At 39.9% G+C, this 1,360-nt stretch carries 2 protein-coding genes; both read left to right on the forward strand.

Features of this window, described 5'->3' with window-relative positions; all coding sequences use genetic code 11:
* Positions 1 to 498 (forward strand): ATP-binding cassette domain-containing protein (locus tag SMIDD26_RS04655; protein ID WP_061439218.1); only part of this gene is annotated, 498 nt, incomplete at its 5' end.
* Positions 499 to 509: 11 nt separating this feature from the next.
* On the forward strand, positions 510 to 1,163 hold the full coding sequence (gene phoU / locus SMIDD26_RS04660; RefSeq protein ID WP_000946458.1) for a phosphate signaling complex protein PhoU: 654 nt from the start codon (positions 510 to 512) through the stop codon (positions 1,161 to 1,163).
* Positions 1,164 to 1,360: the final 197 nt, after the last annotated feature.

Here is a 1,360-nt window from a genome sequence, read left to right on the forward strand (position 1 = left end):
ATCGGTATGGTTTTCCAACAACCAAACCCTTTCCCTATGTCTATCTACGAAAATGTTGTTTACGGGCTTCGTATCAATGGAGTTAAGGATAAGCAGATCCTGGATGAAGCGGTAGAAAAAGCTCTACAACGAGCTTCTATCTGGGATGAGGTCAAGGATCGCCTGCATGATTCAGCTATCGGGCTTTCAGGTGGACAACAACAACGTGTTTGTGTTGCCCGTGTCTTGGCAACCAGTCCTAAAATCATTCTCTTGGATGAACCGACTTCAGCCTTGGACCCTATCTCTGCTGGTAAGATTGAGGAAACCTTGTATGGTCTAAAAGATAAATACACCATGCTCTTGGTTACGCGTTCCATGCAACAAGCCTCTCGTATCTCTGACAAGACAGGATTTTTCCTAGATGGAGATTTGATTGAGTTTAACGATACCAAGAAGATGTTCCTCAACCCACAACACAAGGAAACAGAAGATTATATTTCAGGAAAATTTGGATAAGGAGATAAATGATGTTACGTTCTCAATTTGAAGAAGATTTAGAGAAATTGCACAACCAGTTCTACGCTATGGGACAAGAAGTGCTATCCCAAATCAATCGGACAGTGCGTGCCTTTGTTACGCATGACCGTGATTTGGCCAAGGAAGTCATCGAAGACGATGCAGAAGTAAACGAATACGAAGTGAAATTAGAGAAGAAATCATTTGAAATGATTGCCCTTCAACAACCCGTTTCTCAAGATTTGCGTACAGTTCTAACAGTCTTGAAGGCTGTATCTGACTTGGAACGTATGGGTGACCATGCCGTTTCTATTGCCAAGGCGGCAATTCGTATGAAGGGGGAGCAACGTATCCCAGCTGTTGAAGAAGAAATTAAGAGAATGGGTCGCGATGTCAAGAATTTCGTCGAAGCAGCCCTTGAACTCTATCTGAATGGTTCAGTGGATCAGGCCTATGAAGTAGCAGCCATGGATGAAAAAATCAACCATTACTTTGATAGCATTCGTGACTTGGCTACAGAAGAAATCAAGAAAAATCCAGATGCCATCGTTACAGGTCGTGATTATTTCCAAGTGATTGCCTTCTTGGAACGCATTGGAGACTATGCCAAGAATATCTGTGAATGGGTTGTTTACTTTGAAACAGGTAAGATTGTCGAACTATAAAACAGGTTCATCCTGTATAAAAAGGAGCTTGAAGTCAACAGATAGCTCCTTTTATTGAATGAAAAAATATTTTTAAGATAAAAATTCAAAAAAAGTGCTTGACAAGTAGCTTGAATAGCGTTATAATTATACAAAATCAACAGAGAGGTTGTTTATTTATGAAATCAAAAAAATGGATATTTGTTTTATGTAGTTTT

Source organism: Streptococcus mitis, from assembly GCF_001579035.1.
In the GTDB taxonomy this organism is placed as follows: domain Bacteria; phylum Bacillota; class Bacilli; order Lactobacillales; family Streptococcaceae; genus Streptococcus; species Streptococcus mitis_J.